Below are 23,024 nucleotides of genomic sequence, written 5' to 3'. Positions count from 1 at the left end.
CAGCGTGATGCATCGAGGCAACGCGGGAATCGCACCGGGTACTTGCTCAGGAGACCAATTTTAGAGGTACTGGTGGGGATACAAAAACGCGAATATTCCACAAAACTCCGGTCAGCCTTGACGTATGAATTCTGTTCTAGCGAACATCCTCGAATTCCGAATGGCAGGCCCCCATGGGGTAGCCCCTCGATGCGTCGGTCGCCTCGGCCCGTCCTTTTTGTCGGTGCAGCGCGAGCACGCCAGCCGCTTGGGCGCCAGCCGCGCGATTGATAGCAATTGATAGCGTACAAGCACGCCTCGACGTGCGACCTATGATGTAAGCGACACCCTTACGTCAGAGGCAAGCCATGACGAGCCGGGATGCGCTAGGGGCTGGGCGGCGCGAGGCCATACGGCGAGCCGCGTACAGCCTTGCCGACAGCGGCAGGTATGCCGCGACTGGCAAGCGGTCGAAAAAGTGCTTCGTGCCCGCTATGGCGTGCTCGATGCTCGCCAGTTGCTAGGCAACCCAGTAGTGCGCGCCAACATCGATCAACGGTGCGTCGCTGGTCGACCGAAACCGCACGCGGCATGACGAGCAACGACCTCAGACCCAACCGGCCATCCGTGGCCGCATGGAGCGTCTACTTTCTCACGGCCGCCCTTTTCTCGTTGATCGCTATCGGCACGAGTCTGGCCGAGGGGTGGGCATCGCTCGGCGAATGTCGATAGCGCGCCATCTTTACAGGAAGCGCCCGCTGGAGCGATCCGCGCGGGCGTTTTGTTTATCGCCGGATGGTGGTCTGGATGGTGGACTGATCGATAAATTACTCTGGAAAGCCGCGCCAATGCTGAATTATTGGCGGACACCGCCTCCGCCAGGCTTTCAAGAAAAACCCCGTAAGTTCAGTGACTTACGGGGTTTTTGTTTTTCTGGCCCGAGGTGGAGCAGTTCTCCGCTCTGATAGACCAGCGGTACGGTCGCTGCCCGCGAGCATCCGCGCTACGGGCGCGAAAAGCCGCAATGTTCGTGCGGGCGCTTTTTTCCGTTTCGTCGAGAGCCGTCGAGATTTTGGGCGGTCGCCCATGTACGGACTGCCTGTCGCACAGTAATTATCTGACTGCTGTCAACTCCGGCAGCGACTTCAGATAGACCATCGACACACCCATGTCCCTGTCCGTATTTGAAATGCACTCCGTGGAGCTGTTCTGCCAGCGGCCACCGGGTGCCTGTTATGTCATCTGCGACGAATGGCACTATAAGGCGTGCCTCGGCAAGGCCGCAGACCTTCAGAGGGCTAGGGCGGAGACCCGGGAATTTCTTGCTATCGCCGCACTGAATCGCAGGAAGTGGGAGGAGGACCGGAAACTGATTAGGAATCTCATTGGCAGTCACTGGCTGTTTTTTCATGATGTACGGGACCGCAACCCTGATACCGATGGCTGGTGGGTGATCGTTGCTCTTCTCGAAGAGATTCGCCGGGGCAAACTGCTTGCCGTTAAAGGTCCGCGTAATGGCCTGTTTCCGTCACCGTACAGCAGCACGCCGTTAATGAATCCCATAGCGAGGACAGGCAGTCACCCGGACGGCGAACCCATTTTGTCCGTCCAGTATGATCCGGCCACCTGGCAAACCCGGTTGAACGCTGCGCGGGCAGCCAGGGCTGGCGATAGAGGCTCATCAACGCTGCTCGGCGACGCGCAGCCGTTTGAGTATGTGCCTGATGCGTTGAGCGGCGATGTGGTTGAACTCGCCGAGAGCACGAACAACCCAAACTACGCGGCGAAGATGCTGGGGTATGACCGCAAGACCTTCGGCAGGATGATCCATATGATGAAAGAAGACAATCGAATGCGCGGGGACGACAACGTTATTTGGCACGACGATGGGAATGTCGAGTTCAGAGGCGCGATCATCGACAACATGCATAGCTGGGCACCCTGAGAGAAACAGAGATGGCACCCGAACACAAACTCGCCCACGCAGCGTTCACGATCTATCAGGACACCGAGCCGCCCGAATTCTGGACGAACTATTTTGGCGTATCACCATCTCGCGCGGGAGCCAAAGGGCAGCCCAGGTTAATGCCGTCCGGCATGATGAGCAGCATTCCTTGGCGGCAAGGCACATGGATCGTTTCGAGCGCGGAGGCAATAATGAGCGACGATCTGACGCCTCATCTTCGCTATCTGGTGGGCCACCTCGGGCTACCCCGTGCCGATTTGCGAGAACTCATCGAGCGCACTTGCGCGCAGATGCGCTTCTTCTGCTATTGGGACAACGAGAGCGGCGACCGCGTGCCTGACGTGCCCGACGATATTCGCACCATGATGGAAGCCATGGGCGGCACGGTCGAGATCGATGAATATCGATAGAGCCTCGCTCGAATGCACAAGCCGATGCTCGGGAATTGGCTTTTTTTGCAACCCTGCAAGGCACAGCGCGAGTGTTATGGGCCGCACTTCTGAATTAATCCTCTATGCTGCAAACAGGCACGGCCCACACTTCCATCATCGGCCGGCGCTGTTCCATCAAATCGGTGCGGTGATAAGCCGCCTAAATCTTGTTCGACACGGTATGGGCAAGCGCCCGCTCGGCAAGGTCGCGCGCATAGCCCTGTTCGCTGGCCCAATCGCGGGAGCTTGAACGGAAGCCGTGCAATGTCGCCGTGCGCCCCGGCGTGTTGCTGTTCGCCTTCATAGGCTGCGCAATTGTCGATTTTGGTCTCTTCGAGGATGCGCTCGCGGATTGCGGGCGCTGCGCGCGCAGCCAGGGCTGGCAATAGAGGCGCGTCAACGCTGCTCGGCGACGAATCTAGAAAAACATCATCGGCAATATGCAGGACTATGCAAACTGATCTTCATACGATGAACGCACATCAACTCGCACATGCATCATTTTCGATAGCCGGGGATGATTTAGATCCCGAAGTCTGGACCCGATATTTCAGCGTTACACCGGATACGGCGATAGTCAAAGGGGAGCGGTTTATGACTCCGTCGGGGCGACTGAGCAGCGTTCCGGGGCGTACCGGCGTATGGGGGGTGAGAAGCAAAGCCGCCGTTCGTAGCGACTCCCTGGAACCGCATCTCCGCTATCTTATTGATCGCCTGAACTTGCCGCGAGATGACTTGCGCCAGCTACTCGCAGACAAGGGCGCACAGATGCGTTTCTTCTGTTATTGGGACAACGAGAGCGGCGACCGCGTGCCTGATGTGCCCGACGATATTCGCACCATGATGGAAACCATGGGCGGCACCGCTGAGATCGATGAATATCGATAGAGCCTCGCTCGAATTCACAAGCCGATCCTCGCGAGTCGGCTTTTTTGTGCGACCTTGTAAGGCACAGCGCGAGTGTTATGGGCCGCACTTCTGAACTAATCCTCTATGTCGCAAACATGCACGGCCCCCGTACCCACCATCACGACCTAAACCACCGCCACCGCCTCAACCTCGATCTTGAACCCATAGTGCAACTGCGGCACCGGCACGACCGCGCGCGCCGGCCTTGCCTCGCCGGCCCAGCCCGCATAGATCTGATTGAAGCTCGCCCAATGTTCGACATCGACGACATACACGCGCACCTGCACCAGTTGCGCGACGCTGCTGCCGACGCTTTCGAGCGCCGCCTTCACATTGGCCAGAACCTGTTCGGCCTGCGCGTCGAACGACGCATCGGCGAGCTTTTCGCCTTGCGCGTTGATCGGCAACTGCCCCGACACGAAGACGAAGCCATTCGCGACCGCGACATGACTGTAGTGGCCGCCAGGTTTCGCCAGCGCGGCCGGATTGTCGGTATGGGGCAAACGTAAGGCGTGCGTGCTATCGGTCATTAACCACTCCAGAAGTGAAAATCTCGGAGCGATTCATCGCCGTGCTTCATTCAGCACGAACCCGCGCACGACGCAACACGCATCACGCATCACGCGTCCGCCATCTCGAGCTTTTCGCGCGCATCCGCGCAACGACGATTCAGATCGCGATGCATCAACTGGCTATCGAGCAGAGCCGATACATCCGTCAACCCGTGATCAAAGCGCAACACGTATTCGATGTCGGTGTAATCGTAATAAGCGCCGCTGTCGGCCAGCCGTTGCGCTTCGGCGAATGCCGCAAATTGCCGTTCGCCGTTCATCAGGTCTTTGATCGCCATGAGTGCCGCTCCGAGGAACAGTGACTTCATCATAGCAATGCAAACCGCAACGCACGGTGGTGCGCGCGCAACACCAGGTGTTTTCCGGAGACGCGTCCGATGAACTCACGCGTCGGCCGATGCCCACAGCCGCAATAGCACGATCGCCATCCAGTTTTCACGCCGTTTTCACAGCGCTCGCGCAGCGCTCACCCTCGATATCCGAACAACACGCTCACACAGCCGCAACCGGCGACTTCGTCCCGTGCCAACGCATCACGAGCATGCGTCCGACAAAGCACAGACAGCCCGCCACGCCGACCACGATACCCATGCCCTTCGGCGTGCCGTCCTGCCACAGTCCGACCGCGAGGCTCGACAGTGCGCCGAGCGCGAGCTGCACCGCGCCGAACACGGCCGCCGCGGCGCCCGCGTTGGCGGGATAGCGATGCATCAGATCGGTCGTGCAGTTGGCGGACAACACGCCCACCACGCTGACGACAAAGAACAGCCCGAACACGATCGACCATAAGCCGCCCCACCCCGTCAGCGACACGACGGACACGAACAGCGACGCGACGAAGCTCACGGTCGCCGCGAACGAGATGATCGGCACCGGCCCGAGCCGGCCGACGAGCCGCGTGTTCAGGTAATTGCCGAACATGATGCCGACGATGTTCAGCGCGAACAGGAATCCATAGTGCTGCGCGGACACGTGGAAATACTCGATGTATACGAACGGCGTCGCCGTGATGTACGCGAACATCGACGCGAACGCCATGCCGCCGCACAACATGTGTCCCCACGCGACCGGATCGCGCAGCAGCGTGCCATACGCGCCGAACGACTTCAGCAGCGCCGACTGCGCGCGCATCTCGCGCGGCCACGTCTCCGGCACCTTCAGGAATGCGGTCACCGCGCACACGGAACCGAACAGCGTCAGCGCGACGAACACGGCGCGCCAGCCGCCCAGCAGCAGCAACTGTCCGCCGATCAGCGGCGCGAGCAGTGGACCGATCGCCGTGACGATCGCGATCATCGACAGGACGCGCGCCGCGTCGCCCGGCTCGTGCGCGTCGCGCGCGATCGCGCGAGCCAGCACCGACGCCGCGCCCGCGCCCAACGCCTGCACGAAGCGGAAACCCACCAGCGAGCCGATCGAGACCGACAGCGAGCAGGCGATGCTCGCGAGCGCATACATGATGATGCCGCCAAGCAGGATCGGCCGTCGGCCATACGTATCGGACAGCGGACCGTACAGCAGCATGCCGATCGAAAAGCCGAACATGAAGCTCGTGAGCGTCGATTGCGCGGCGCCCGTGCCGACCGCGAAGGCCTGCGCGATGGTCGGCAGGCTCGGCAGATACATGTCGATGGAAATCGGCCCGCACGCGGCCAGCGCGCCGAGCAACAGGATCAGCCGGCCATCGGGCCGGCGTCTGACGACGTGAGACATGGGAAATCCGGATGGAACGCCGCGCCGGCATCGGCAGCGGAACGGGTGAAGCGGGAACGGCCATCAGTTGACCGGCTCGATTGTACGTGACGGTTAATCCGCTGACGGCGCTCGTGGCCCGCTGCGTGGACGTTGCGCGACAGCACCGCGCGGCGCGGCGCGGCGCGGCGCAATCAGCCTCGATCGGTTAAGCTGCCGCCAGCATGCCCAACGCGCTTCCGTATGCGCAGCTTGACGGCCCGACATAAAAGCTCGACGTCGCGCAACACCCTTCCCTTGATCCCGTTCGAACCCGCGATGACCGCCTTCCTGCTCATCTGGAGCCCCAAAAAATGGCCGTGGCCCGAGTTGCCCGACATCGCGAAACGCGTGGCGGCCGGCGACGCGGTGGCCGACGTGTGGGGCTGCGGCTTTGCGCGCGGCATCCTGCCCGGCGATCGCGTGTTCCTGCATCGCGTCGCGCAGGAGCCGAAGGGCATCTTCGGTTCGGGCTACGTGACGCGCGCGCCCTACGAAGTCCCCGACGCGGCGACCAAACGCGGCTACCGGCTGTGCATCGATTTCGTCTACGACTGGCTCGTCGATGCGCATCACGCGCCGGTCATCACGCGCGATCAGCTGCGTGTGCATCCGCTCTCGGTGCAGACGTGGGATGCGCAAAGCTCGGGCACGATCATCAAGCCGATCGCCGAAGGCGCGCTGGAGAAGCGCTGGGCCGAATTGACCGGCAGGCGCAAGCCGCCGACGATACCCGCACCGGGCAGCTAGGCGAAACACGCGCCGCCGCGACCGCCCGCCCGCACAGCCCGCCGGCGCCGACTCCGGTACAATTTCTCGATCCACCCCAGCATCGCGCGAAGGGTCCGCGGGAATCGTCCGAGGCCCTTTGCGCCGCTGCGCAACCCCTGTTCCCTATTCCAGCCATCGCCATGTCCAGAAACGAAACCCTCTTCGAACGCGCGCAACGCACGATCCCCGGCGGCGTGAATTCGCCGGTGCGCGCTTTCCGTTCCGTCGGCGGCACACCGCGTTTCATCGAGCGCGCGCAAGGCCCGTACTTCTGGGACGCGGACGGCCAGCGCTATACCGACTACATCGGCTCGTGGGGCCCCATGATCCTCGGCCACGTTCATCCCGAAGTGCTGGAAGCCGTGCAGCGCGCGCTCGTGAATGGCTTTTCGTTCGGCGCGCCGACCGAGTCGGAAGTCGAGATCGCCGAGGAAATCTGCAAGCTGGTGCCGTCGATCGAACAGGTGCGCATGGTGTCGAGCGGCACCGAGGCGACGATGAGCGCGCTGCGTCTCGCGCGCGGCTTCACGAACCGCAGCCGCATCGTCAAGTTCGAAGGCTGCTATCACGGCCACGCGGACAGCCTGCTCGTGAAGGCCGGCTCGGGCCTCCTGACCTTCGGCAATCCGACCTCGGCGGGCGTGCCGGTCGATATCGCGAAGCACACCACCGTGCTCGAATACAACAACGTCGCCGAGCTCGAAGAAGCGTTCAAGGCGTTCGGCAACGAGATCGCCTCGGTGATCGTCGAGCCGGTCGCTGGCAACATGAACCTCGTGCGCGCGACCCCTGAATTCCTGCAGGCGCTGCGGCGCCTGTGCACCGAGTACGGCGCGGTGCTGATTTTCGACGAAGTGATGTGCGGCTTCCGCGTCGCGCTCGGCGGCGCGCAGCAACGCTACGGCATCACGCCGGACCTCACCTGCCTCGGCAAGGTAATCGGCGGCGGCATGCCGGCGGCGGCGTTCGGCGGCCGGCGCGACATCATGGCTCACCTCGCGCCGCTCGGCGGCGTCTATCAGGCGGGCACGCTGTCGGGCAATCCGATCGCGGTCGCGGCCGGCCTGAAGACGCTGCAGCTGATCCAGGCGCCCGGCTTCTACGACACGCTCGCCGCGCGCACCACGCGTCTCGCGCAAGGGCTCGCGCGGGCGGCACGCGAAGCGGACGTGCCGTTCGCGGCCGATGCGCTCGGCGGCATGTTCGGCATCTACTTTCGCGAATCGATCCCGACGAGCTTCGCCGACGTCACGAAGAGCGATGTGCCGCGCTTCAACGCGTTCTTCCACAAGATGCTCGACGCGGGCGTGTACTTCGCGCCGTCCGCGTATGAGGCCGGCTTCGTGTCGAGCGCGCACGACGACGCGGTGATCGACGCGACGATCGACGCCGCGCGCGGCGCGTTCGCAGCGTTGAAAGGCTGAAGCCGGGCCCGAAGCAAAGGCCGCAACTCGCACGACCCAGACACCGCACCACAACGGACACCGATGTTCTCGCAAACCGATTTCGTCCACATGGAACGCGCGCTCGCGCTCGCGAAGCGCGGCATGTACACGGCCGACCCGAATCCGCGGGTCGGTTGCGTGCTCGTCAGAAACGGCGAGGTGATCGGCGAAGGCTTCACGCAGCCGGCCGGCCAGGATCACGCCGAAATTCGCGCGCTGAAGGACGCGCGCTCGCGCGGCCACGACCTGCGCGGCGCGACCGCCTACGTGACGCTCGAACCGTGCAGCCATTTCGGCCGCACGCCGCCGTGCGCGAACGCGCTGATCGAAGCGCAGATCGGCCGCGTGATCGCGGCGATGGAAGATCCCAACCCGCAGGTCTCCGGCCGCGGTCTCGCGATGCTGCGCGAAGCCGGTATCGAAGTACGCTGCGGGCTGCTCGCGAACGAAGCGCGGGAGCTGAACATCGGCTTCGTATCGCGCATGACGCGCGGCCGTCCGTGGGTGCGCATGAAAGTGGCGGCGTCGCTCGATGGCCGCACCGGCTTGCCGTCGGGTGAGAGCCAGTGGATCACGAGCGCGGCCGCGCGGGCCGACGGTCATGCGTGGCGTGCGCGCGCGTCGGCGATCCTGACCGGCATCGGCACTGTGCGCGAGGACAATCCGCGCATGACCGTGCGCGCGGTCGATACACCGCGCCAACCGCACCGCGTGCTGATCGACAGCCAGCTCGACGTGCCGCTCGACGCGCTGATCCTGGCCGGCGCGCCGACCCTGATCTTCTGCGGCGAGCTCGACGCGCGTCTCGAAGAACGCGCGAGCGCGCTGCGCGAGCGCGGCGCCGAGATCGTGCCGCTGCCGAACGCGTTCGGCAAGGTGGATCTCCCGCGCATGCTGAGCGTGCTCGGCGAGCGTCACGTCAACGAGCTGCACGTCGAAGCCGGCTACAAGCTGAACGGTTCGCTGCTGCGCGAAGGCTGCGTCGATGAACTGCTGGTCTATCTCGCGCCGAGCCTGCTCGGCGTGGACTCGATGAGCATGTTCAATCTGGACGCGCCCGACCAGCTCGAAGACCGCGTGAAGCTGAATTTCCACACGGTCGAGCGGATCGGCGACGATCTGCGGATCCTCGCGCGTTTCGCGCCGACAGCCTTACCCGGGACCGACACCGTGTCTCCCACCGTTTCGAAATGATCAAGGACTAGCACGATGTTTACAGGAATCGTCGCGGCAGTGGGCCGCATCGAATCAGTCAAGCCGCTCGGCACGGGCGGCGACGCGGGCGTGCGCCTGAACGTCGAGGCGGGCGGGCTCGACCTCGCCGATGTGCAGCTCGGCGACAGCATCACGATCCAGGGCGCCTGCATGACGGTGGTCGCGAAGACCGCTCATTCGTTCGAGGTCGACGTGTCGCGCGAGAGCCTGAACCGCACGGCCGGTCTCGGCGAACCCGGCGAGGTCAATCTCGAGAAAGCGCTGCGCGCACATGACCGGCTCGGTGGACATATCGTGTCCGGACACGTCGACGGGCTCGGTGTCGTCACGCGTTTCGCCCCGGTCGGCGAATCGCACGAGCTGCGCATTCTCGCGCCGCGCGACATCGGTCGTTATCTCGCGTACAAGGGATCGATTACGGTCAATGGCGTGAGCCTGACCGTGAACTCCGTCGTTGATCGCGACGACGGCTGCGAGTTCTCGATCAATCTGATTCCGCATACCGTGCAGGTGACGGCGCTCAAGCATCTGCACGACGGGGTAAAAGTGAATCTGGAGATCGATCTGATTGCGCGCTATGTGGAGCGGATGCTCAATGCGCCGCGCGATGGCGATCCGTCCTCGACGTAACCTGGCCACTTCCCTCGAGACCGTTACGCGATACCAGGAGCGCATGCTCGGTGCGTATCGGGACAGCGATCGATCCGCGCAGCAAGCCGGTTTGAGCGAGGCGAATCCGGGGTCGTGACCCAGCGCGCGTGCACGATCCGAAGCTGACAATCACAATGAAAGAGCCGCACCTGCTCCGGCGCTGCGGTCGCGCACGCGCCGCGTCCCCATGCGATCGTGCGTGCATGGGTCGACGAACGTGGACAGATCAGCGACGCGGTCGTCGAAGTCTCGTCCGGCAATCCAGCGTTCGACAACCTCGCCCTTCAGGCATCGCGGCGTGCCCAGTGCAGCGCGCTCACGGGCATGGACAATCAGCCTGTGGCGGTCGAAACGAATTTCGTTTTCAATCTACCGCACGCGAGTGGCGATACGGCTCACTCCGGCGCAGGCGTCGCGGCGGCCGCGAGCAACGCGGACTCCCCGCGACCGCCGTCTTCTCCCGCGGGCGCGATCGGTTCTTCGCTGTTGCTCGAGCCTTGCGAGCGCCCCTTGCGACGACTCGCCCAGAACGCCAAGCAACGGCAGCACGACGCTTCAGGGATTCGGCCGGCAAGACCACCGGCCGTTGGCAACGAAAGGCAGCGGCCGTGTCGCCACGGCGCCGCCTCGTGCGATTACGCTTCGGCCGAAGCGCGCGGACGATGGACGAGCTGGTTGTCCTTACCCTGGACCAGCGGCGTGATCGTGAAGTTGAACTCGATCTCCTTGTACGTATCGGCCTTCAGGCCCAGCGCCGCGCCACCGCTTTTCTCGACGACCGGCGGAATCAGCTCTTCGCGCGTTGCATACGCGAAGTCGTCCCAAATCAGCGGATCGCCTTCGATGTTGAACTGCGTGGTCAGCTTGCGATGGCCGTCGCTGCTGACGAAGAAGTGCACGTGCGCCGGACGGTTGCCGTGACGGCCCAGCACGTTCAGCAGCTGCTGCGTCGAGCCGTGCGGCGGGCAGCCGTAGCCTACCGGCATCAGCGTGCGGACCTCGTACTTGCCGTCGGCGCCGGTCTTCACCGCGCCGCGCAGGTTGAAGTCACTCTGCGCGCCGGTCGGATCGAAGTGCGAGTAGAAGCCCTTCGAGTTCGCGTGCCAGCACTCGACGACCGCGCCGGCGACCGGCTTGCCGTCCAGATCCTTGACCGTGCCGCGAATCACCAGCGGGCCCGCGTCTTCGTCCGGGTTGATGTCGATCTTCGAGACGCCCTCGCGCACCGTCGCGCCGGCGACGTACAGCGGGCCTTCGATCGTACGCGGCGTGCCGCCTTCGAGACCGATCTTCTTGTCCTCGGCGTCCATGCGGATGTCGAGATACTTCTCGAGACCGAGGCCGGCCGCGAGCAGCGCCGCTTCGCCGTCCTGACCGAGCTTGTTCAGATAGTTGACGCCGGCCCAGACTTCGTCGGGCGTGATGTCGAGGTCATCGATTGCCTTGAACAGGTCGCCCAGCAGCCGGAAAACGATCTGCTGGAAACGCGCGTTGCCATTCCCGGCATCGACGTTGGAAGCGGCTTTCAGCAGATCCTGCACTTCTTTGGTTTCAAATACTTTGACGCTCACGATGACTGTCTCCAGTTGGTATAGGGGGAAAAGATGGCTTTGGATGCGCTCGCCGTCAAAAGCGCCTGGCCCCTGGGCTCAGATGTCGTCGTCCCGAATCGACGACGGGTGACGACACAGAGGCGTCACCGAAATCTTCATGTACGGGAACAGAGGCAAGCCGGACAGAACGTCGTGAAGTTCGGCATTGCTCTCTACATCGAAGATGCTGTAATTCGCGTACTCGCCAACGAGGCGCCAGATATGACGCCACTTGCCGCTACGCTGGAGCTCCTGCGAGTAAGCCTTCTCGCGGGTCTTGATTTCGTTCGCCACTTCGGCCGGCATGTCGACCGGCAGGTGCACGTCCATTCGCACATGGAAAAGCATCGTTGAATCCTCTTGATCTAAATCCGTTTAGCGGGTGACCTTCATCAGCCCGTCTCGCGTGAATCGTTCGACCTTCGCCTCGTCGAGTTCGATGCCGAGACCCGGGCCGTTCGGCACGGTCAGTTCGAAGTCGCTGTAGTCGAGCGGCGTGGTCAGAATTTCTTCGGTGATCAGCAACGGCCCGAACAGCTCGGTGCCCCATTGCAGATTCGCGAAGCTCGCGAACAGATGCGCCGACGCCACCGTGCTGAACGCGCCTTCGAGCATCGTGCCGCCGTACAGCTCGATGCCGGCGGCATCTGCGATCGCGGCCACGCGCTGCGCGGCGAACAGACCACCGCTCTGCTCGATCTTGATCGCGAATACATCGGCGCCGCCGTTCTTCGCGATCTCGAACGCGCTGTCCGGGCCTTGCAAGACTTCGTCGGCCATCAGCGCGACCGGGAAGCGGCGCATCAGTCGCGCGAGCGCCGCGGCGGTCGCGACCGGCTGCTCGACCAGATCGCAGCCCGCGTCGGCCAGCGCCGGAATCGCCCAGGCGGCCTGGGTCTCGCTCCACGCCATGTTCACGTCGACGCGCACCGCGGCGCGCTCGCCGACCGCTTTCTTGATCTCGGTGACGTGCTTGATGTCGGTCTTCAGTTCCTTCGCGCCGATCTTCAGCTTGAAGACCTTGTGGCGGCGCACGTCGAGCATGTGCTCGGCTTCGGCGATGTCCTTCGCGGTATCGCCCGACGCGAGCGTCCACGCAACCGGCACGCGCTCACGGCGACGGCCGCCGAGCAGTTCGCTCACCGGCACGCCGAGACGTTTGCCTTGCGCGTCGAGCAGCGCCGTTTCGAGCGCGCTCTTCGAGAAATGATTGACCTTGACCAGCTTGCCGAGGTGCGCCATCAGCGCCTGGATCTGCGTCGCGTCCTTGCCGATCATCGCCGGGGCGAAGTAGGCGTCGATCGCGAGCTTCATTGCTTCGGGGCTTTCCGGGCCGTAGGCCATGCCGGCGATCGTGGTGCCTTCGCCAATCCCGACGATGCCGTCGCTGCAGTAGACCTTGACCAGCATCAGCGTCTGCCCGTACATCGTGGCGACCGACAGCTTGTGAGGACGGATCGTCGGCAGATCGACGAGGCGGGTTTCGATACGTTCGATGGTCGCTTGGGTCATGGCGGCTGCGGCGGGAAGTGAGTTCATTGGATGTTTTTATACCCTTCGCCCGTTTGGCCCGTCCAATACTTTTCCTGTCCTTTTTCATACCTGCAGGGTATGGTGAGGCCAGCAAGCCCGGCCTTTCTATGGATTTTGCATTGCACCATGCAGGTGGGGCATCGAAAATGAGGCCCGTTTTTGCGCCTCAAACATGACGTAAGTCAATGTTCGATGCATGGAGAGCATGTTGTGTAACCACCCGGATCGCCCAGTGAGTACTCCGTCGTTTCGGACTGCGGTTCATGCGCGCGGGCAACACTGCCCCTACAACTCGCCGCGCGCGGCTAGCGCGGCGATGCGCTCGGCGGTGCGACACGCGATCGCCTGAATCGTCAGCGACGGATTCACGCCGCCCACCGTCGGAAACACCGAGCCGTCGCACACCCACAGGTTGCGGATGTCCCAACTGCGGCAGTCCGCGTCGACGACGCTCGTCGACGGATCGTCACCCATGCGCGCGGTGCCGTTCAGGTGGCAGGTGTCGTCGGTCTCGCGCCAGATCTCCTTGCCGCCGGCGGCCGCGAGCGCCTGCTCCATGAAGTCGAGCGAATGCGCGATGAGCCGCTTGTCGTTGTCGCACCATGAATAGGTGACGCGCGCGATCGGCAGCCCGTACTGGTCCTTCTCGTCGGCAAGCGTCACGCGGTTGCGCTGCTGCGGCAGCATCTCGCCGACGATCTTCAGCCCCGCCTGGTGGTTGTACTTGAGCATCTCCGCGCCGAGCGCGTCGCCCCACAAGCCGCGGCCATTCTGCACCGCGACCCATCCGTTCGGCAGCGGCCCCTGGCTCATGTAGCAGTAGCCGCCGAAAAAATCTTTGCCCTTGTCTTCGTAGTTCCAGTGCTCGGTGAGCGCGAGCGACGGCGGCCCCTTGTACCAGCGGATGTCTTCATCGAAGGTGCCGTAGACGCCCTGATTCGACTGCGCCATCAGGTTTTTGCCCACGAGTCCCGAACTGTTCGCAAGTCCGTCGGGAAAGCGGCTGTTGGCCGACATCAGCAACAGGCGCGGCGTTTCGATCGCGTAGCCGGCCACCACCACGTGCTTCGCGCGCTGGAATCGCCAGCGTCCTTCGCGCAGATATTCGACGCCGGTGGCGAGCCCCGCGTCGTTGGTGACGACGCGGCCGACCATCGCCAGATCGCGCACCTCGGCGCCGGCTCGCAGCGCACGCGGGATCCACGTGACGAGCGCGCTTTGCTTCGCGTTGGTCGCGCAGCCGGACACGCAAAAGCCGCGGTACACGCACGGATGCGCGCGGCCGCGCGGCGCGGAGAGGGTCGCGAGCGGCGTCGGGCTCCAGCCGATGCCTAGCGCCTCGGCGCCGCGCGCGAGCACCAGCGCCGCCGCGTTCAGCTCATGCGCGCGATACGGATAGCGCGGCCGCCTCGGCCCCCACGGATAGTTCACCGGTCCGGAGATTTTCAGCGCGTCCTCGACCTCGCCGTAGTAGTGCCACATCTCGCGCCAGTCGAGCGGCCAGTCGGCGCCATAGCCGAGCACGCTGCGCGACTTGAACCACTCGGGCCGAAAGCGCAGCGACACCATCGCGAAATGGACCGTGCTGCCGCCCACCGCCTTGCCGCTGTTGTTGTTGCCGAGCTTCAACGGATTGTCGCCGTCGCAGATGCGCTCGTCGGTCCAGAACAGTTTTTCCTGATGCGCTTCGTCAGACGCGAACTCTTCGAGCGGACGCCACCACGCGCCGGCATCGAACGCGACGATCTTGAAGCCTTTTTCCGCAAGCCGGCACGCGAGCGTGCCACCGCCGGCGCCGGTGCCGACGATCGCGAAATCGACCTCCTCGCCGTCAGGGTACGTGCGCATCGGCACCCAGCCGCCGCGCTGGAACACATCGGGTGCGCGGCCGTCCTTGCCGCGTGGCCGTTGCTGCGCGTCATCGGACACGGCGGTTCTCCTTCGCGGCCTGCTCATGGGTGTCGGGCGTCGCTTCGACCGCCTCCCACGGATCGCGCCGGTTCAGGTACATGCGCACATAGCCGCGCGGATTCGCCGGGCCGCCGAAGCCGATCTCGCTCCACGCGTGCGGGTGCGAGTAGTAGAGCCCGCAGATGTCGTGCAGCACGCGCTCGCCGAAGAACAGCTTCGACGGCATGCCGCGCCACGCGGGGTTCGTCAGTTCGCCGCGCTGCATCTCGCCGAGCAGCGCGATCTGCGTGTCCTCCGCGAGGCTCGCGAACGGCAGGCCGCGGCGCTCGCGGCACTCGGCATCGAGCGCGGCAAGGCCGATGCGCCAGGCGTCGCGCATCGGCGGCAAACGGGCGTCGCGGTAGCCGTCGTTGCCATTGCCGGCGAGCCGCGCGTCGAGCAACGCGGCGAGCGGCACCACTGGTTGCGCATTCGCTTGCGGCACGATGCGGGCGCACAGCGACGTGACCGCGAGCCATTCGACCGCCTTGAAAAAGCGCGGCTCGAGCGGTGTCGCGAGGCGTTCGGCGATCACCGCGCGGGTGTGCGCGTCCCACGACGGCGTCGTGCGTTTGTCGAGCACGTCGTAGCCGGGATAGCGGGTAACTCGGGTCGAGCGTGGTCGGTTGGTCATTTTTCAGTCTCCCGCAGACGCAGTGCGGCGAGCCCGGCGAGCGCCAGCGCGGAAAAGCTCGGCGGCGCGGGCAGCGGCGGCCCGTCGAACAGATTCTGGCTCCAGTTGCGCCAGCCGCCCTGACGACGCGCGATCCCGCGCGCGTGAAAACCCGCGCCGACAAAGCCGAGCACGGTCGTGACGCGTAACCAGAGCCGCGTGTACCAGCGCTCGCGCGGAGCGGACAGCGCGGCATGCGCGAGCAGCGCGGCGGTGATGGGCGGAATGCTGACCGGCGCGTACATCGCGCGATGCTGAAACGCGCCACGAAAATGCAGCAGCGCGGCCTCCCCCACCGTGCCGACGAGACCCGCCGCGACCAGCAGACCGAGCGCCTGACCGGCCGGCATGCCGAGCAGTTGCGGGTCGTCTGCGGGCTCGTCGCGCAAGCGTTCGGCGACGGCACCGAGCGCGCCTGACAGCAGCAACGCGCTCGGCGCGCCGAGCGGTGCCGCGTGAAACAGGTTGTTCCAGCTCCAGCCGCCCGGCCGCTTCATCACGTTGTAGAAATGGAAGCCCGTGCCGGCGATGCCCGTCGCCGCCGCGGCCAGATAGATCGCATGGCGCGCGCGATGCGTCTGGCCGCGACGATCCGCGCCACCATGCAGGCCCGCGGCGAGCGACAGACTCGCGCTGACGAGTGGCGTGAACATCGCGGGGTTGTCGAACGAGCCGCGGTAGTGCTCCATCGCGCTGTCGGCGAGCACCGACAGCGCGAGCAGCGCGGAGCTGTGGTTGAAGGTGCGGGCCGCTTCGACGTGTGCCTCAACCTCGGCGGTGGGTTCGCTCGCGTGCACGCGCGCCGGCGCGCGCTGGTGGCTGCGGGCGGCACACGTCGGGAACGTCACGGATGCCCGACGCTCGTGGTGTTGCGGGCCGCTCTCACGCCGTTCGCGATGCGACTCAGGTCTTCCCACGCCGCGCGCGGCCAAGGCCGCGACGGCCGTCACCGCCGCCGCCGTGTACAGCAATCCGGGTACGCGTGAAGAGCCCATCGATATCGCTTCCTTGTCGTGGCCTTGCTTTATTTGATGAGGTAGCGCTCGGCGTCACCATGCTTGAACTCGAGCCCGCAACCGGGCCGCGACAGATCCGGCTCCATCTGGCCGTCGCGCAAACGCGGCGCACCGTCGAACAGCATGGCTTCGATCCGGACGTGGTCATGGAACCACTCCTGATGGCGCAAGCGCGGCGCCGCGCACGCGACGTGCAGATGCAACGCCGGTGCGCAATGCGCGGACAGCGGCACGTGATACGCGTCGCACAGCGCGGCGGCCTGCAGAAAACCGGTGATGCCGCCGCAACGGCTCGCGTCGGCCTGCAGCACATCGACGGCCCCCGCCGCGAGCAGGTGGCGGAAGTCGTCGAGCGTGTAGCCGTATTCGCCGGCGGCGATCTCCATGCCGGCCGGCACGCGCTCGCGTACGCCGCGCAGGCCCGCTTCGTCGTCCGAAGACACGGGCTCCTCGAACCAGCTCACCTGGTGCTCGGCGAAACGTTGCGCGTAGTACAGCGCCCGTTGCGGCGTGAACGCGCCGTTCGCGTCGACGAACAGGCCCGCGCCGCCGATCGCCGCGCGCGCCGCCGCGACGCGCGCCGGGTCCTTGTCCGGCTCGCTGCCGATTTTCATCTTTACCCACCGGCAGCCGTCCTGCGCGACCCAGCCGGCGAACTGCTGCTGCAAGCGCTGGTTCGTATACGTGGTGAAGCCGCCGCTGCCGTAAGCCGGCACGGCCGGGCGCAACGCGCCGAGCAGCCCGACGAGCGGCACGCCGAGCAGCTTCGCCTTCAGGTCCCACAGCGCGCAGTCGATTGCCGAAATGGCTGTCGCGGCCAGTCCCGCGCGGCCGAGATTGCGCACCTGGCGTTGCAACCGTTGCCAATGCGCGCCGACGTCCAATCCGTCGTGATTCAGCACGCAGGCGGCGAGCGCGCCCTGGATCAGCGCGACGATGCACGCATCGCTGTACGTGTAGCCGATGCCGGTGTCGCCGCCCGCGTCGACCTCGACGACGACCAGCGTGGTCGCGTCCCACGCGAACGTGCCGTCGGCCTCCGGCGCGTCGGTCGGAATGCGGTACGCGCTCGCGCGCAGCGCGCTCACGGGCGCTTGCGACGAGCCCCCGCTCGTGGCGCCGCGCTTCATCGACGCGCTCCTTGCGCGCGCGCGTGACGCCCTTCATTGATGCAACAGCCGACGGTCCCCGACATTCCGGTCTCCAGGTGGTAGTGAGACGAAGCTGCCTGCTGCGTCGCAAGTACCGTTCCGCACTATTGCAATCCGTAAAGCGGGCCGCGCTGGAGCACACTTCGCGTTGCCGCCAACGCCACTCGCGCGCGCGCCCACCGTTTCGACGAGCATGGCAACCCCGCCCGGCTCGTCACGGTCGGCCGAACGGCCTATGTCGTCTGGCGGAGGCGACTTGGGCTCGCGCGTGGCGTAAAATACGCGCTTTCCCGAAAAACTCGCCAACATGACGCTCGCCTCCACCCAAGAGATCATTGCCGAACTGAAAGCCGGCCGGATGGTGATCCTCGTCGACGAAGAAGACCGCGAGAACGAGGGCGACCTCGTGATCGCCGCCGAGTTTGTCACTCCGGAAGCGATCAATTTCATGGCTCGCTACGGCCGCGGCCTGATCTGCCTGACGCTGACCCAGGATCGCTGCCAGCAGCTGAACCTGCCGCTGATGACCTACCGCAACGGCACGCAGTACGGCACCGCGTTCACGGTCAGCATCGAAGCGGCCGAAGGCGTGACGACCGGCATCTCGGCGGCCGACCGGGCCCGCACGATCGCGGCCGCGGTCGCGCCGGACGCGAAAGCCGAGCACATCGTGCAGCCGGGCCATATCTTCCCGATCATGGCGCAGCCGGGCGGCGTGCTGGTGCGTGCCGGCCATACCGAGGCCGGCTGCGACTTCACGAGGCTCGCGGGCCTCACGCCTGCCGCGGTGATCTGCGAAGTGATCAAGGACGACGGTACGATGGCGCGTCTGCCGGACCTGCTCGAGTTCGGCAAGGAGCACGGCCTGAAGACCGGCACGATCGCCGATCTGATTCACTATCGCAGCCGCACCGAGTCGATCGTCGAGCGTGTCTGCGAACGTACGATGCAAACCGCGCACGGCGCGTTCCGCGCGGTCATGTATCTCGATCAGCCGAGCGGCCAGCCGCACATCGCGCTGGTGCGCGGCACGCCGATGCCCGATCGCGACACGCCGGTGCGCGTGCACGAGCCGCTGTCGGTGCTGGATCTGCTCGAAGTCGGCGAATCCACCCATTCTTGGACGCTGGACGCGGCCATCAAAGAAATCGCAGAACGCGATCTCGGCGTGGTCGTACTGCTGAACTGCGGCGACTCGAAAGACCATCTGATCGACGTCTTCAAGGCGTTCGACTCGAAGGAAAAAGCGGACGCGCTGAAGCGCCGGCCGGTCGACTTCAAGACCTACGGCATCGGCGCGCAGATTCTGCGCGAACTCGGCGTCGGCAAGATGCAGGTGCTGTCGAACCCACGCAAGCTCGGCAGCATGTCGGGTTATGGTCTCGAAGTCACGGGCTTCATTCCGATGCCCGGCAGCAAAACGCAAGCCCCGCAACTCTGATCCGACCACTCACGCGCCTCGCGCCCACTCAAACACTACGGAATTCATATGGAAATCGGACAATACCAACCGAATCTCGACGGCGACGGACTGCGCATCGGCATCGTCCAGGCGCGCTTTAACGAACCCGTCTGCAACGGCCTCGCCGACTCCTGCATCGAAGAACTCGAACGCCTCGGCGTGACCGGCGAAGACGTGCTGCTCGTCACGGTGCCGGGCGCGCTGGAAATCCCGCTCGCGCTGCAAAAGCTCGCGGAAAGCGCGCAATTCGACGCGCTGATCGCGCTCGGCGCGGTGATCCGCGGCGAGACCTATCACTTCGAGCTGGTTTCGAACGAAAGCGGCGCGGGCATCACGCGCATCGGCCTCGACTTCGGCATTCCGGTCGCGAACGCGGTGCTGACCACCGAGAACGACGAGCAAGCCGTCGCGCGCATGACCGAGAAGGGTCGCGACGCCGCGCGCGTGGCTGTCGAAATGGCGAACCTCGCGGTCGCGCTCGAGCAGCTCGGCGGCGATGACGAAGATGAAGACGAAGACGACGAGGAAGAGGCATGAAGAGCGCACGCCGACGCTCCCGCGAACTGGCCACGCAGGGGCTTTACCAGTGGCTGCTGTCGGGCTCGCCCGGCGGTGAGATCGACGCGCAACTACGCGGCGCGCAAGGTTACGACAAGGCCGATCACGAGCACCTGGACGCGATCCTGCATGGCGTGATGCGCGATTCCGAAGCACTTTCCGCCGCGATCGCGCCGTGCCTCGACCGTCCGATCGATCAACTGTCGCCGGTCGAACGCGCGGTGCTGCTGGTCGCCGCGTTCGAACTGAAGAATCACGTCGACATTCCGTATCGCGTGGTCATCAACGAAGCGGTCGAGCTGACCAAGACGTTCGGCGGCTCGGACGGCTACAAGTACGTGAACGGCGTGCTCGACAAGCTCTCGGCGCAACTGCGCGCCACCGAGACGCAGGCGGCTCGCAAGAGCTGAGCGCGGCGCCGGTGGGGCCATGCCGCGCATCGGCTCCCTGCCACGTCGCACTGCACAGGGCGAAGCACCTCGATCGCCCGCAAGGACGGCGCTGCGCGCATCGATGAACGCATCATTTGATGGGTAGGCGCCGTCCTGCTTCTGAACTGGACTGACCGTATGAACTCCGTGACCGAACCTCTCGTGCGGCTTGCCGCGCGCGTCGATGCCATCCAGCCTTTCTACGTGATGGAACTGGCCAAGGAGGCCGTGCTGCTCGAACGCGCGGGGCGCGACATCATTCACATGGGCATCGGCGAGCCGGATTTCACGGCGCCCGAGCCGGTCATCGAGGCGGCCGCGAGCGCGCTGCGCCGCGGCGTCACGCAGTACACCAGCGCGCTCGGCGTGCACGCGCTGCGCGATGCGATTTCCGCGCATTACGCCGAGTTCTACGGCATCGACGTCGATCCGGCGCGGATCGTGGTGACCGCGGGCGCATCGGCCGCGCTCTTGCTGGCGTGCGCGGCGCTCGTCGATCGCGACGACGAAGTATTGATGCCCGACCCGTGCTATCCGTGCAACCGCCATTTCGTAATCGCCGCCGAAGGCAAGCCGGTGATGGTGCCGAGCGGGCCGGCCGAGCGCTTCCAGCTGACCGCCGCCGACGTCGAACGCCTGTGGGGCGAGCGCACCCGCGGCGTGCTGCTCGCGTCGCCGTCGAATCCGACCGGCACGTCGATCGAGCCGGCCGAACTCGAGCGCATCGTCAAGGCCGTGCGCGCGCGCGGCGGCTTCTCGATCGTCGACGAGATCTACCAGGGCCTCAGCTACGACGCCAAGCCGGTGTCGGCGCTGTCGTTCGGCGACGACGTGGTCACCGTCAACAGCTTCTCGAAGTACTTCAACATGACCGGCTGGCGGCTCGGCTGGCTCGTCGTGCCGCCCGCGATGGTCAGCGCGTTCGAAAAGCTCGCGCAGAACCTGTTCATCTGCGCGTCGGCGCTCGCGCAGCACGCGGCGCTCGCCTGTTTCGAGCCGGAGACGATCGCGATCTACGAAGCGCGGCGCCTCGAATTCAAGCGACGCCGCGACTTCATCGCGCCGGCGCTCGAATCGCTCGGCTTCTCCGTGCCGGTGATGCCGGACGGCGCGTTCTACGTGTACGCGGACTGCCGAGGCGTCGCGCATCCGGCGGCCGGCGACAGCGCGGCGCTCACGAAGGCGATGCTGCACGATGCCGGGGTCGTGCTGGTGCCGGGCATGGACTTCGGCACGCACGCGCCGAAGGACTACATCCGGCTGTCGTATGCGACCGCCTATCCAAAGCTCGAAGAGGCGGTCGAGCGGCTGGCAAAGCTGTTCGGGCGGCATTGACGCATCGGGATTGATTCGGCAGCAACCGTGCCAGACGCAAAAAAGGACACCCGAGGGTGTCCTTGTTGTTTTCATGCGGCACGGCAACGTCTAACTCAAGCCCCCAGCTCCGACGCCGACGCCACGTGGCGCGTCGTCGAATTGGCGCTCGCGTCGTCCTGATCGGCCGGCTGCGTGTGCACCGCCGACGTCGCCTGGCTCAGCGCGTGACCGCCTTGCAGCGTCACCTGAACGCGTTTGCCGTTGCCACCACTCGTCGCCGCGGCTGGCGCCGGCGTGGCCGACGCGGTCAGCACCGGAGCTTGCGGCGCATTGATCGGCACCTTACGGCCGCGCGCGACGTCGCGCAGACGACCGCGCTCGGCCATCACCTTCGCGCCGTACCCGCCGTCATCCGGCGTGGTGGAGCCGACGTACAGACGCAGGCCGCCCGGCAGCGAGCCGCCACGCGCGATGCAATCCTTCAGCACGAGCGCGCCGACCTTGATGTTCGCGAGCGGTTGGAGCGCCGCGCTTTGGCCGCCGAAATACTGGAATTTGTCCGAATGCACCTTCGACATCACCTGCATCAGGCCCTGCGCGCCGACGCCGCTCTCGGCGTACGGATTGAAGCCCGATTCGATCGCCATCACTGACAGCAGCAGCAGCGGATCGAGGCCGACTTCGCGGCCGGTGTCGAACGCGGCTTTTACGAGCTCGCCGACGGGCTCCTGAGCGACGCGATAACGCCGCGCGAGGTACGACGCGACCAGGTCCTGCTCGTGGCTCGACACGAGCACGCGGTCATCGCGTGCATCGGCGGACACGCGCTGCTGCGGAATCAGACGTGCGAGCGCGCTGACGCCCTGCATCGTGCGCGGATCGAGGCCGTTGAGCGCGGCGGCGCTCGTGCCCGACGTGCCGGCGCCGTCGAACGCGCCGTCGAAGCCGGTGGTGGCCGCGGTGAGGGTCATGCTGCCGTCGTTCGAGCCATCGGTGGGACTCGGCGTGGTCAGCATGTTCGGCGAATTGGCCGACAGCGATTCGTCGGAGGATGCGTCGGCGTTTCTGGTCGGTCCGATGGCGGGCAGCGGATTGCCTTGCAGCAGGCGGGCGGGGCCCGCTTGCACGGCGGCGGAAATGACCGGCATCAGACGCGCGGCGAGCGCGCCGCGCCAGGTCGGCATCAGCCACAGTGCGAGAGCCAGCACCACGGCGATCCCGCCGACAATGCTGAATAGGTGATGACTCAGTCGCGTCCCGCTGCGCAGCGCACCGCGCACAATCTGCGCAATACGCTCATCGGGACGCCACGATAACCAGGCGTTCATTCAGATCTCCCATCTTGCATGATCCGCGAACTCCGCCGGGACAAATCAGGCGGTACGGCGCGCTCGCAGAGTCAAGACATCGCGTGCTCTCTGGTTGGGCAGCAGCGACGTCGGGAAAACGGCAACAAATACCGTTTGGGGAGCCATCTCAAAAACAGCCCACACATACTCGATGTGTATTGGGCTTGGCTCCCACGCGAAAAACCAGCGTTGGTGGACGCTGGTGAGGGACTTCAATAATGCCGTTCTACCCTGCAGGGAAGCAAAACGGTGACGCGTTGCGTCTGAGGACCGGGGGCGACGGTAAAAAGGTTAACGCCCTGCAACCAATGTGGACGGATTC

23 protein-coding genes and 1 pseudogene are annotated in these 23,024 nt (G+C 65.2%); 12 read left to right on the top strand and 12 right to left on the bottom strand.

Going from position 1 to position 23,024, the window contains the following annotated elements; all coding sequences use genetic code 11:
* Positions 1-1,147 precede the first annotated feature (1,147 nt).
* Both OKW39_RS16405 and OKW39_RS16400 read left to right on the top strand, forming a co-directional pair.
* Positions 1,148-1,924, top strand: a complete 777-nt coding sequence (locus OKW39_RS16405; RefSeq protein ID WP_090801461.1) for a hypothetical protein — start codon at positions 1,148-1,150, stop codon at positions 1,922-1,924.
* 11 nt (positions 1,925-1,935) lie between these two features.
* Complete coding sequence (locus tag OKW39_RS16400; RefSeq protein ID WP_090801462.1) at positions 1,936-2,355, top strand: DUF4279 domain-containing protein; 420 nt, start codon at positions 1,936-1,938, stop codon at positions 2,353-2,355.
* 181 nt (positions 2,356-2,536) lie between these two features.
* On the opposite strand, the gene OKW39_RS16395 is transcribed toward OKW39_RS16400, so the two are convergent.
* Complete coding sequence (locus tag OKW39_RS16395; protein WP_208524317.1) at positions 2,537-2,776, bottom strand: hypothetical protein; 240 nt, start codon at positions 2,774-2,776, stop codon at positions 2,537-2,539.
* Between the two features lie 50 nt (positions 2,777-2,826).
* On the opposite strand from OKW39_RS16395, the gene OKW39_RS16390 reads away from it, so the two are divergent.
* On the top strand, positions 2,827-3,264 hold the full coding sequence (locus OKW39_RS16390) for a DUF4279 domain-containing protein (protein WP_244144925.1): 438 nt from the start codon (positions 2,827-2,829) through the stop codon (positions 3,262-3,264).
* A gap of 146 nt (positions 3,265-3,410) precedes the next feature.
* Here the strand turns inward: OKW39_RS16390 and OKW39_RS16385 are convergent, their stop codons facing one another.
* From OKW39_RS16385 to OKW39_RS16375, 3 genes are all read right to left on the bottom strand, one after another.
* Positions 3,411-3,815, bottom strand: coding sequence for a RidA family protein (locus tag OKW39_RS16385; RefSeq protein WP_429356002.1), 405 nt, complete (start codon positions 3,813-3,815; stop codon positions 3,411-3,413).
* A gap of 89 nt (positions 3,816-3,904) precedes the next feature.
* A complete protein-coding gene (locus OKW39_RS16380; RefSeq protein ID WP_090805429.1) occupies positions 3,905-4,135 on the bottom strand; it encodes a hypothetical protein in 231 nt (76 codons plus the stop codon).
* Positions 4,136-4,349: 214 nt separating this feature from the next.
* Positions 4,350-5,570 carry a Bcr/CflA family multidrug efflux MFS transporter gene (locus tag OKW39_RS16375; protein WP_090801465.1) on the bottom strand — a complete coding sequence of 407 codons (1,221 nt, stop codon included), beginning with the start codon at positions 5,568-5,570 and terminating at the stop codon, positions 4,350-4,352.
* A 297-nt stretch (positions 5,571-5,867) separates the two neighbouring features.
* On the opposite strand from OKW39_RS16375, the gene OKW39_RS16370 reads away from it, so the two are divergent.
* From OKW39_RS16370 to OKW39_RS16350, 5 genes and pseudogenes are all read left to right on the top strand, one after another.
* On the top strand, positions 5,868-6,338 hold the full coding sequence (locus OKW39_RS16370) for a hypothetical protein (protein ID WP_429563030.1): 471 nt from the start codon (positions 5,868-5,870) through the stop codon (positions 6,336-6,338).
* Positions 6,339-6,499: 161 nt separating this feature from the next.
* The gene (hemL, locus tag OKW39_RS16365) at positions 6,500-7,783 is read left to right on the top strand and encodes a glutamate-1-semialdehyde 2,1-aminomutase (protein WP_429563029.1); all 1,284 of its coding nucleotides are present in this window, start codon (positions 6,500-6,502) and stop codon (positions 7,781-7,783) included.
* A gap of 63 nt (positions 7,784-7,846) precedes the next feature.
* Positions 7,847-8,998 (top strand): bifunctional diaminohydroxyphosphoribosylaminopyrimidine deaminase/5-amino-6-(5-phosphoribosylamino)uracil reductase RibD, encoded by a 1,152-nt coding sequence (gene ribD, locus OKW39_RS16360; protein ID WP_090801471.1) that lies wholly within the window; start codon positions 7,847-7,849, stop codon positions 8,996-8,998.
* A 15-nt stretch (positions 8,999-9,013) separates the two neighbouring features.
* Positions 9,014-9,649 (top strand): riboflavin synthase, encoded by a 636-nt coding sequence (locus OKW39_RS16355; RefSeq protein ID WP_429563028.1) that lies wholly within the window; start codon positions 9,014-9,016, stop codon positions 9,647-9,649.
* 216 nt (positions 9,650-9,865) lie between these two features.
* A pseudogene (locus OKW39_RS16350) lies at positions 9,866-9,982 on the top strand (energy transducer TonB family protein); the annotation flags it as partial.
* Positions 9,983-10,305: 323 nt separating this feature from the next.
* Here the strand turns inward: OKW39_RS16350 and catA are convergent.
* The 7 genes from catA to OKW39_RS16315 form a co-directional block, all read right to left on the bottom strand.
* Positions 10,306-11,241 (bottom strand): catechol 1,2-dioxygenase, encoded by a 936-nt coding sequence (gene catA / locus OKW39_RS16345; protein WP_429335175.1) that lies wholly within the window; start codon positions 11,239-11,241, stop codon positions 10,306-10,308.
* A 78-nt stretch (positions 11,242-11,319) separates the two neighbouring features.
* Complete coding sequence (gene catC, locus OKW39_RS16340) at positions 11,320-11,610, bottom strand: muconolactone Delta-isomerase (RefSeq protein WP_429335176.1); 291 nt, start codon at positions 11,608-11,610, stop codon at positions 11,320-11,322.
* 27 nt (positions 11,611-11,637) lie between these two features.
* A complete protein-coding gene (locus tag OKW39_RS16335) occupies positions 11,638-12,774 on the bottom strand; it encodes a muconate/chloromuconate family cycloisomerase (RefSeq protein ID WP_429563027.1) in 1,137 nt (378 codons plus the stop codon).
* A 306-nt stretch (positions 12,775-13,080) separates the two neighbouring features.
* A complete protein-coding gene (locus OKW39_RS16330) occupies positions 13,081-14,724 on the bottom strand; it encodes a GMC family oxidoreductase (protein WP_429563026.1) in 1,644 nt (547 codons plus the stop codon).
* Positions 14,714-15,379, bottom strand: a complete 666-nt coding sequence (locus OKW39_RS16325; RefSeq protein ID WP_429563025.1) for a gluconate 2-dehydrogenase subunit 3 family protein — start codon at positions 15,377-15,379, stop codon at positions 14,714-14,716. Before OKW39_RS16325 ends, OKW39_RS16330 begins: the two co-directional genes overlap by 11 nt.
* Positions 15,376-16,413, bottom strand: a complete 1,038-nt coding sequence (locus OKW39_RS16320) for a hypothetical protein (protein ID WP_429563024.1) — start codon at positions 16,411-16,413, stop codon at positions 15,376-15,378. Before OKW39_RS16320 ends, OKW39_RS16325 begins: the two co-directional genes overlap by 4 nt.
* A gap of 29 nt (positions 16,414-16,442) precedes the next feature.
* Positions 16,443-17,564: an enolase C-terminal domain-like protein gene (locus OKW39_RS16315; RefSeq protein ID WP_429335178.1), complete on the bottom strand. Its 1,122-nt coding sequence runs from the start codon at positions 17,562-17,564 to the stop codon at positions 16,443-16,445.
* A 328-nt stretch (positions 17,565-17,892) separates the two neighbouring features.
* Between OKW39_RS16315 and ribBA the strand changes: the two genes are divergently transcribed.
* The 4 genes from ribBA to OKW39_RS16295 all read left to right on the top strand — a co-directional run bounded on the left by ribBA (position 17,893) and on the right by OKW39_RS16295 (position 21,371).
* Entirely contained in the window at positions 17,893-19,026 is a 1,134-nt protein-coding gene (gene ribBA, locus OKW39_RS16310; RefSeq protein ID WP_184058094.1) for a bifunctional 3,4-dihydroxy-2-butanone-4-phosphate synthase/GTP cyclohydrolase II, read from the top strand.
* A gap of 48 nt (positions 19,027-19,074) precedes the next feature.
* Positions 19,075-19,584 (top strand): 6,7-dimethyl-8-ribityllumazine synthase, encoded by a 510-nt coding sequence (gene ribH, locus OKW39_RS16305; RefSeq protein WP_090801488.1) that lies wholly within the window; start codon positions 19,075-19,077, stop codon positions 19,582-19,584.
* Positions 19,581-20,015, top strand: a complete 435-nt coding sequence (gene nusB / locus OKW39_RS16300; protein ID WP_090801489.1) for a transcription antitermination factor NusB — start codon at positions 19,581-19,583, stop codon at positions 20,013-20,015. The genes ribH and nusB overlap by 4 nt, the downstream gene beginning before the upstream one ends.
* Positions 20,016-20,174: 159 nt before the next feature.
* A complete protein-coding gene (locus OKW39_RS16295; RefSeq protein WP_090801491.1) occupies positions 20,175-21,371 on the top strand; it encodes a pyridoxal phosphate-dependent aminotransferase in 1,197 nt (398 codons plus the stop codon).
* Positions 21,372-21,466: 95 nt separating this feature from the next.
* On the opposite strand, the gene OKW39_RS16290 is transcribed toward OKW39_RS16295, so the two are convergent.
* Positions 21,467-22,681, bottom strand: a complete 1,215-nt coding sequence (locus tag OKW39_RS16290; RefSeq protein ID WP_187614107.1) for a transglycosylase SLT domain-containing protein — start codon at positions 22,679-22,681, stop codon at positions 21,467-21,469.
* Positions 22,682-23,024: the final 343 nt, after the last annotated feature.

The organism is Paraburkholderia sp. MM6662-R1 (assembly GCF_050436245.1).
GTDB lineage: Bacteria > Pseudomonadota > Gammaproteobacteria > Burkholderiales > Burkholderiaceae > Paraburkholderia > Paraburkholderia tuberum.
Note: the sequence above shows the minus strand (reverse complement) of the source record. Positions and strands in the feature narration are given on the sequence as shown.

Coding starts and splice junctions, on each gene's coding strand:
- OKW39_RS16405 (WP_090801461.1), top strand. CDS start 1,148: ATGTCCCTGTCCGTATTTGAAATGCACTCCGTGGAGCTGTTCTGCCAG.
- OKW39_RS16400 (WP_090801462.1), top strand. CDS start 1,936: ATGGCACCCGAACACAAACTCGCCCACGCAGCGTTCACGATCTATCAG.
- OKW39_RS16390 (WP_244144925.1), top strand. CDS start 2,827: ATGCAAACTGATCTTCATACGATGAACGCACATCAACTCGCACATGCA.
- OKW39_RS16385 (WP_429356002.1), bottom strand. CDS start 3,815: ATGACCGATAGCACGCACGCCTTACGTTTGCCCCATACCGACAATCCG.
- OKW39_RS16380 (WP_090805429.1), bottom strand. CDS start 4,135: ATGGCGATCAAAGACCTGATGAACGGCGAACGGCAATTTGCGGCATTC.
- OKW39_RS16375 (WP_090801465.1), bottom strand. CDS start 5,570: ATGTCTCACGTCGTCAGACGCCGGCCCGATGGCCGGCTGATCCTGTTG.
- OKW39_RS16370 (WP_429563030.1), top strand. CDS start 5,868: ATGACCGCCTTCCTGCTCATCTGGAGCCCCAAAAAATGGCCGTGGCCC.
- hemL (WP_429563029.1), top strand. CDS start 6,500: ATGTCCAGAAACGAAACCCTCTTCGAACGCGCGCAACGCACGATCCCC.
- ribD (WP_090801471.1), top strand. CDS start 7,847: ATGTTCTCGCAAACCGATTTCGTCCACATGGAACGCGCGCTCGCGCTC.
- OKW39_RS16355 (WP_429563028.1), top strand. CDS start 9,014: ATGTTTACAGGAATCGTCGCGGCAGTGGGCCGCATCGAATCAGTCAAG.
- catC (WP_429335176.1), bottom strand. CDS start 11,610: ATGCTTTTCCATGTGCGAATGGACGTGCACCTGCCGGTCGACATGCCG.
- OKW39_RS16335 (WP_429563027.1), bottom strand. CDS start 12,774: ATGACCCAAGCGACCATCGAACGTATCGAAACCCGCCTCGTCGATCTG.
- OKW39_RS16325 (WP_429563025.1), bottom strand. CDS start 15,379: ATGACCAACCGACCACGCTCGACCCGAGTTACCCGCTATCCCGGCTAC.
- OKW39_RS16320 (WP_429563024.1), bottom strand. CDS start 16,413: ATGGGCTCTTCACGCGTACCCGGATTGCTGTACACGGCGGCGGCGGTG.
- OKW39_RS16315 (WP_429335178.1), bottom strand. CDS start 17,564: ATGAAGCGCGGCGCCACGAGCGGGGGCTCGTCGCAAGCGCCCGTGAGC.
- ribBA (WP_184058094.1), top strand. CDS start 17,893: ATGACGCTCGCCTCCACCCAAGAGATCATTGCCGAACTGAAAGCCGGC.
- ribH (WP_090801488.1), top strand. CDS start 19,075: ATGGAAATCGGACAATACCAACCGAATCTCGACGGCGACGGACTGCGC.
- nusB (WP_090801489.1), top strand. CDS start 19,581: ATGAAGAGCGCACGCCGACGCTCCCGCGAACTGGCCACGCAGGGGCTT.
- OKW39_RS16295 (WP_090801491.1), top strand. CDS start 20,175: ATGAACTCCGTGACCGAACCTCTCGTGCGGCTTGCCGCGCGCGTCGAT.
- OKW39_RS16290 (WP_187614107.1), bottom strand. CDS start 22,681: ATGAACGCCTGGTTATCGTGGCGTCCCGATGAGCGTATTGCGCAGATT.